This window comes from Stieleria sedimenti (assembly GCF_025060895.1).
Lineage (GTDB): Bacteria > Planctomycetota > Planctomycetia > Pirellulales > Pirellulaceae > Stieleria > Stieleria sedimenti.
Genome location: NZ_JANZKV010000331.1, coordinates 4,659 through 11,558, shown reverse-complemented (window position 1 = coordinate 11,558; position 6,900 = coordinate 4,659). Strand labels below are relative to the sequence as shown.

Genomic DNA, 6,900 nt, shown 5'->3' with positions numbered 1-6,900 from the left:
GGTATTGGGCTTTAGCCGTCCACGGTCGCTGAATCTTCGCCTCACCGGGGTTCGTCTCACTGCGCGACGTGTTCGCCGTTGACGACCCGACGTGCGTCCGCGATCGCGGCGTCGAGCTGTTGGCGAAGCTGCGAGAGGGTGGAATCGGTTTCAGCGAGCGAATCGCCCGTCGCCTGCTGTTCGATCTGAAACGCAAGATCAGCAATCGATGCCAAACCGAGCGCGTGCAACGCCCCTTTCAGCGTGTGGGCCGAGCGTCTGGCAGCTTGACAGTCTTCGTCCGCCAACGCCTGTTCCAATTCGCTCATCAAACGCGGCGTCTCTTCCAAGAACGCTTCCAAAATGTCGATCAACAGATCCTGATCTCCGGCACATAACTCCAACGCCTTGGACCAATCCGTTTGGTTCGTGGCGACGGACGAATCGACCTCGGCGCGATCGAGCCCCGCAGCTGGATCACCCGGCGGATCATCAACGAAAAACGATAAAATCGCCGCACGCAATTCCTTGATTCTCAGCGGTTTGGAGACGTAGCCGTCCATGCCGGCTTCCAGGCACTTTTCGTGGTCTCCAGCCAGGGCATGGGCGGTCAACGCAATGATCGGCACGTGACCGCCTCGGTCCTGTTCGACCTCGCGGATTCTGCGTGTCGCTTCCATGCCGTCCATCTCCGGCATTTGCACATCCATCAACACAAGCTCGTACGAACCGGAAACGCACTTCTCGAAGGCTTCCTTGCCGTCGCTGGCCAGGGTGACGGTGTGTCCCCACCTCTTCAACAAGGCGATCGCCAACGTCTGATTGACCTGGTTGTCTTCCGCCAGCAGGATGTTCAGTGGGCGAATGACTGGCTCGGCATCCGCCGTGGTCGACTCACCGGGTTTCGCGATCGCCGTCTCTCCCAGCACGCCCACGACGGCGTCGAACAATTCCGTTTCCTTGACCGGCTTCATCAGATAGCGGTGAATGTTGAGTTCGTTCCAACGCTGATGATCGCCGGGTTGATCGTAGGCGGTGCAAGCGATCACCGGCAGATCCTTCAGGGTGGGATCACTGCGAATCTCGCTGACAAGATCAAACCCACTGCGATTGGGCATGTGGACGTCGGTCAGCAGCAGCCGAAAGGAATCGTCTCCGGTTTGAGCCTCTTTCAAGGCCGTGATGGCCCGTTCGGCATTGGATACCGAGGTCGGACGCATCCCCCAACCACGGACCATTTCTTCCAAGATCATCAGGCTGGTGGCAAGGTCATCGACGATCAAAACCCGGGCGTCTTGCAACGCCGCGATGTCATGCTGGGTGGCGGCGTCCGTGTCTTTCTCGACGCCAAACACGCCGGTGAAATGAAAGGTGCTGCCACTCCCCAGTTCGCTCTCCACCCAAATCCGGCCTCCCATCAGTTCAACCAACCGCGAGCAGATGGCCAAGCCCAATCCGGTGCCGCCGAAGCGGCGGGCCGTGCCACCCTCGGCTTGCTCAAAGGCTCCAAAGATATGTGACAACTTATCAGCGGGAATCCCGATGCCGGTGTCACGCACCTGAAAGTGAACCTCACACTCGTCGGTCGAGGATGAATCAAGCGAAACACCGACCGCGATTTCCCCCTGTTCGGTGAACTTCAAGGCGTTGCCGACCAGGTTCACCAAGATCTGTCTCAAGCGATGCGCGTCACCTTCAACGACCGCAGGAACGTCGGCAGCGACATGCAAGGTCAGCTCCACCTGTTTGGCACCGGCGCGCAACCCCATCGGCTTCATCATGTCGCCCAAACGCTCGCGAATCTCAAACGGGGTGGAAACCAAATCGAGCTTGCCGGCTTCGATCTTTGAAAAGTCCAGGATGTCGTTGATGACCGACAGCAACGACTCGCCCGATTCGCGAACCAAACCCAGGTAATTGCGTTGCTCTCGCTCAAGTGACGTATCGAGCAACAGTTCCGTGATCCCGATGACGGCACTCAGCGGGGTTCGAATCTCGTGACTCATGTTGGCCAGAAACTGGCTCTTGGCGCGATTCGCCTCCTCGGCGGCAAGCTTGGCCAGCGTTGCCTCCTTTGCACTCCGTTGGGCCGCCGCATGGGCAAATTCCAATTGGTTCGCGTACTCGCGATAACGCTGGTTGGATCTCACCACCAAATAAACCAGGCTGCCGGCCAACAGCGCCAAGAGTACCCCCAAAACGTGCAACTGTGGCGCAGCGGGCGAGGCCGTCGGCCAACCGGTGGTCGGTATTCCGTAAAGCTTCCAGCTTCCCGTTGGGAGCGAGATTTCGGAATCGATCGGATCGGCGTTCAGCAAGGAAGCAGCTCCGTGAATGATCTGCCCCGGCCCTCCCTGATCGTTGCGACCTCGAATCGCAATCGACAGATCATCGGGAACACTCGCCGAAATCTCCCTAAACAGCACTTCCTCGTCGATCAGAATCGAGACCATTCCCCAGTAGTCTCCGCCGCCGGGCGTTTGGCCCGGAACCGTCTCGTAAACGGGCGCCCGATAGACAAACGCGTGACCGCCCTGAATCAACTCGACGGGGCCGTACAACCACGGCTTTCCCGTTTCTTTTGCACGTATGGCCGCCGCACGTTGCTTCGGATCTTCGAGCAACCTGAAACCGAGGGCACCCTCATTGCCTTCCAGGGGATACACGTCGTTGATCACATCATCCCTGATCGACGTGACACTGCGGATGCCGTCGGCTTCCTTTCTCAGCAATGCGGAGATGTCTGCGAACTGCTGTGGCGTCATCTCGGGATGCACAGAGACATGTGCCTTCAGTCCCGAAGTCAAATGGATTCGCTTGTTGATCGCCTTTTCCGCTTCCCCACGCACGGTCGCCAAATCACGGACGGTGCGCGCCCGAATCTCCTGAACGTACCGCTCGGTCGAGTTCTTGTTCAGAACCCACACACAAACCAGCACGACCATGCCGGTTGCAGCGGCGGCCAACAACGGCACGCCAGCGTCGAATGACAAACGGCTTGCCACTGAGTTCGCGGCGCGGACTTGCCGCCCGTCGCGTGTTTCAGTGGTGGCGGTGGAGTCGACCATTGTTGATGTACCCGACGGCCTTGCGATGTAACTGTCCTCATGCCAGTCACTCTGGCAGATTTCAAATTGGCAACCGTCGACACCCCAAAACGATGTGGGCGCGCCTTATCGTTCACGGAAAGGAAACGAAGTACTCGATTCCGAATCCCCATCCGCTTCGAAACTTTGCCGGCAAGAAGCTATTGTACCGATATTCAGCGACGGCATAGAGATTTCCGCCCAGCTTCACTCCCCATTGCGATTCCGCCACCCAGTCCGAATCCTCAAACGCATCATTCACATTGTGGTCGGCGAACCCACCGACATACATCAAACCATCGAAGAAGTCCCTTCGGAACACGTGTTCCATCTGCCATCCCGAACCGTCGTCCTCAAGAACATGAAACGTCAGAGAATACCGCAGGTTCAAGGTGTCCGTCACGAAATCACCGATCGGCCCGGGCGTGTCGTGCAGTCGCCAGCGAACGCCCAATCGTCCGACTTCGTCAGTGAATCCGCCGTCGGCCCACATCAGATTCCAGTCCAGGTGACCGAGGAGACGATGCTCGGCGGCAATCGGTCGACGGAGATGAATCTCCGTAAAAAAATCATTCCAGTCTTCTAACTGAGACGACGCACCGAACGGACTGGTGTAATTGACGAACTGGAAATACTCGAATTGACAAGGCAACCTGGCTCCCGCGTTGATCGTCAACACGTTGAAGTCACGGTTGTCCCAGTAGTAATTAAAATCTAGGAATCCGCTGTTTCGATGATCCGATTCGGGGATCCATCCGCTCAGTAATCCGTCCCGTAGATCAATGCCGAGACAGGACGCAGGGGTGACGTTCGATTGGCAGGCAGCCACTTCCAAAGGCAGTTCCGCGTGGTCCGTCGTCTCGGACCGCTCCACCGCCCAAAGCGACCGCGGGGCGAACTGCCCGCCAAACGCCAGCAGCAAGCACGAAATCGCGACTGCGTACGTCTGCTGCATGTAGGTGTCCTGCCATCGCTTTCATATCGGCGCGTATTAATTCTTTCATCGGCCGCAGAGCGAGCGTACATGAGGAATCGTGCTGCCTGAAAAACAGAATATCGGCCGTCGCGGGTCACGCTGACAAAAAAACATCGGCCCCGTTGTGAACCGTCTTGGCGGTGACGTCGTAGGACTCCTTCACGTTGACTGTTGGCGCGCTTGTCTTTCAGGCGGACCAAACTGATCTGTTTTCCCTGTTCCGTTGATCCATCGGCACGGGACTTTTCTTGCAGCAGGGGTCGGTGTGATGGATGGTGAACAGGAACCTGCGGCCGCGCCTGATCTTGCCTCCCCGGTGGATGTCGCTGCACCGCGACAGACCTCGTTCGCCCGATTTTTGTACAACCAAAATCCATTCTATCTGATCAGTTGCTTGCTGGTCATCTACGGCTGCCAAAGTCTTGCGATCTCTGGCGGCAGCTTACTCGACAAGTCGATCTCGATGGCCGGAGGCATCGCCGCTTACACGTTATTGATGGCCGTGGTATGCGTCGGAGTGGTGCGGATCGCCAAGGTCTGGGATGACGCCCGGTCGATCTTTTTGGTTGTGGTGATCAGCCTCGTTGCCGTCACGACCGGCTTTGACGAACTTTGCATCGGCGACCAATCGACGGCGAGTGTCTTCGCCTGCGCGGCCGCCGCGTTGATCTTGATCGTGACCGAAGGCATCTTGTGGCTGTGCAGGATTCGATTGAGCGTTTGGTATCGCGCCGCACTCTACACGCACTACGCCGTGCTGATCGGGTTCCCCCTGCTCCTCGGCCGTGCCGTCGCGACGCGCAACGACCCGCTCGCCAATTGGGGATCGGTGCTGTTTTCGGTCGCCATCGGCGCGAGCGTCTTGCTGCTGATTCCCGCGATTCGCCGTGGCCCAGACTCGGCCCGCGACAACGGAACGCCTTGGTCGTGGCCGCTGTATCCGATCTCCGCCTTTGTGGTGTTGGTCGTTTTGGCGGGCATCCGATCCCACGCGATTTGGATGTCGTTCGGCTTTTATGGGATTGCCGGGAAATTTGAACCGTTCTTGCTGTTGCCGATTCTGGCCGCAGTGATCGTGTTGATCGCTGAAGCCGGACTCGGACTACGCAACCAAGCCCTACAAGGTCTGGCGATCATCAGCGCGTCGGGACTGCTGCTTTGCGCTTCGACGCGATTCGGTGTGACGTGGTTACCGATTCAAAGTGACCTGGCCTATCTGTTCGGGTCCTCGCTGACGGTTGCCTTGGGTGTCATCTTTTTGGTTTACGCTTGGATGACGATACGTGGGGTGCGGTACGCCGTCTTCGGATTGCCGACGACGTTGTTGGTGACGGGACTGGCCGCACCGCTCCCGGAAATTGGACAAAGTGTTGGCTTGGCGTCGTGGATGTTCCCGGCCGCCGCCTGCGTGATCCTGTTGGTGATGACGTTTCGGATGGCGAGCGCCGATTGGCTGTGGGCAGCCTTGGCCGGTGTCACGGCGACGACGATCACGATGATCGGCGATGCGTACGGCTACCAGAACGACGGGCTGATCGCAGCGACTGCGTTCGCGACCCTGGCCATGCTGATCATCGGCGCGGTCTTCAAAACTCAACTCGCCGTGTTTCTACGCTATCTGGCCGCCGGCGTGATGTCATTTGCGGCGATGATGATCGTGTTCCGATCCCTGCAAGATCCGCAGGATCTGATCTTGGTTGCGGGAGCCGGGATCGCGGTCGTCTCGTTCGCCTACGGCGTCCTGATTCGCCGCCGCGGTTGGCTCGCCGTCGCGGCCTTGCAAGCGGTCTTGTTCTGCGCGACGTTCAGTTACCAAGGCCACCGATCCGGAAAACTGCGACGCCTCAATTGGCCGATCGCCTCGGGGTTGGTGTGCCTGTGTGTCGGCGTCGCGATCACCACGGGAAAAACCGGACTGTACCGCCGGATCGCCGAACGCAAGGCCGAGCGAAAACCGAGCGGATTCCAGAGCGGTTTGTAGTCAGGAGGCAGGAGCCTCCAAGACACGGTGTCCCCAAGCACGCTGGAGTGCATGCCCGCACGTGGCGTCAGCCAGTGGCGCGTGATGCATTTCACACACGTGCCGCTCGCTCACGCGTCCCGCTGGGATCGACATCGTTCGTCGCTTATTCGACGGCATCATGATGGTGATCGGCCGCGAGAATCCGAATCGCATCGCGCAACAAAACAACTTGTCGGCGCAAGACCGCGACTTCCCGCTCCAGGTTCGTGACTCGATAGGCGGCTGCATCGGCCTCTTGCCCCCCGCGTCCGACGCACCGGTGAACCGAATCTCGCGCTCATAGCGTCGATTGTTACGAATGTAAACCAATTGCAGGGGTGAACCCAACGGATGATTCGCGAGGTCCATTTGGGCGTCCGCAGGCGTTTCGACATCCGCTTCATCGATCTGCACGATCTTGTCGCCCTTGATCAATCCGGCGCGGTCGCCGGCAAGCCCATCGGTCACGCGCACCACCTCGACGCCCAGCGGCGCGTCGTCCAGCAGGACGCCCAGCATCGGTTTTCCGTCGATCGCCACCGCGTCGACGGGATCAAGATTTTCATCCGCCTGGAATTGGTCCAACTCGATCAACAGCGCATCGATCGATCACGGTCCGGCCCACATCGTCTCAAAGGACCGTCCAGCTTGGGAACAATCGCATTTCCGGGTACGATGGCCCCTTCCGGGCCGTCGTCCGCTGGACTCCCGACGACGACCTCGAAAGGACGTCGTACATCGGTCCGCTGACCGCATCACACTCAATCGACGAGATCATTAGGATTCGTCGCGTTTCGCATCGTTCCTAAGCTGGACGGTCCCTCAAGGTTAGACACCAACGGCGCTGGTGTGCAGGC

General features: G+C 58.9%; 4 protein-coding genes. 1 reads left to right on the top strand and 3 read right to left on the bottom strand.

From position 1 onward, the window contains the following. Positions 1-56 precede the first annotated feature (56 nt). Both NZK35_RS32695 and NZK35_RS32690 read right to left on the bottom strand, forming a co-directional pair. Positions 57-3,047: a response regulator gene (locus NZK35_RS32695; protein ID WP_259636730.1), complete on the bottom strand. Its 2,991-nt coding sequence runs from the start codon at positions 3,045-3,047 to the stop codon at positions 57-59. Positions 3,048-3,159: 112 nt separating this feature from the next. Beyond that, positions 3,160-4,020, bottom strand: a complete 861-nt coding sequence (locus NZK35_RS32690) for a hypothetical protein (RefSeq protein WP_259636729.1) — start codon at positions 4,018-4,020, stop codon at positions 3,160-3,162. A gap of 289 nt (positions 4,021-4,309) precedes the next feature. Between NZK35_RS32690 and NZK35_RS32685 the strand changes: the two genes are divergently transcribed. After that, positions 4,310-6,022, top strand: coding sequence for a hypothetical protein (locus NZK35_RS32685; protein WP_259636728.1), 1,713 nt, complete (start codon positions 4,310-4,312; stop codon positions 6,020-6,022). Here the strand turns inward: NZK35_RS32685 and NZK35_RS32680 are convergent, their stop codons facing one another. Beyond that, the gene (locus NZK35_RS32680) at positions 6,023-6,637 is read right to left on the bottom strand and encodes a PDZ domain-containing protein (RefSeq protein WP_259636727.1); all 615 of its coding nucleotides are present in this window, start codon (positions 6,635-6,637) and stop codon (positions 6,023-6,025) included. Between the last annotated feature and the right edge of the window lie 263 nt (positions 6,638-6,900).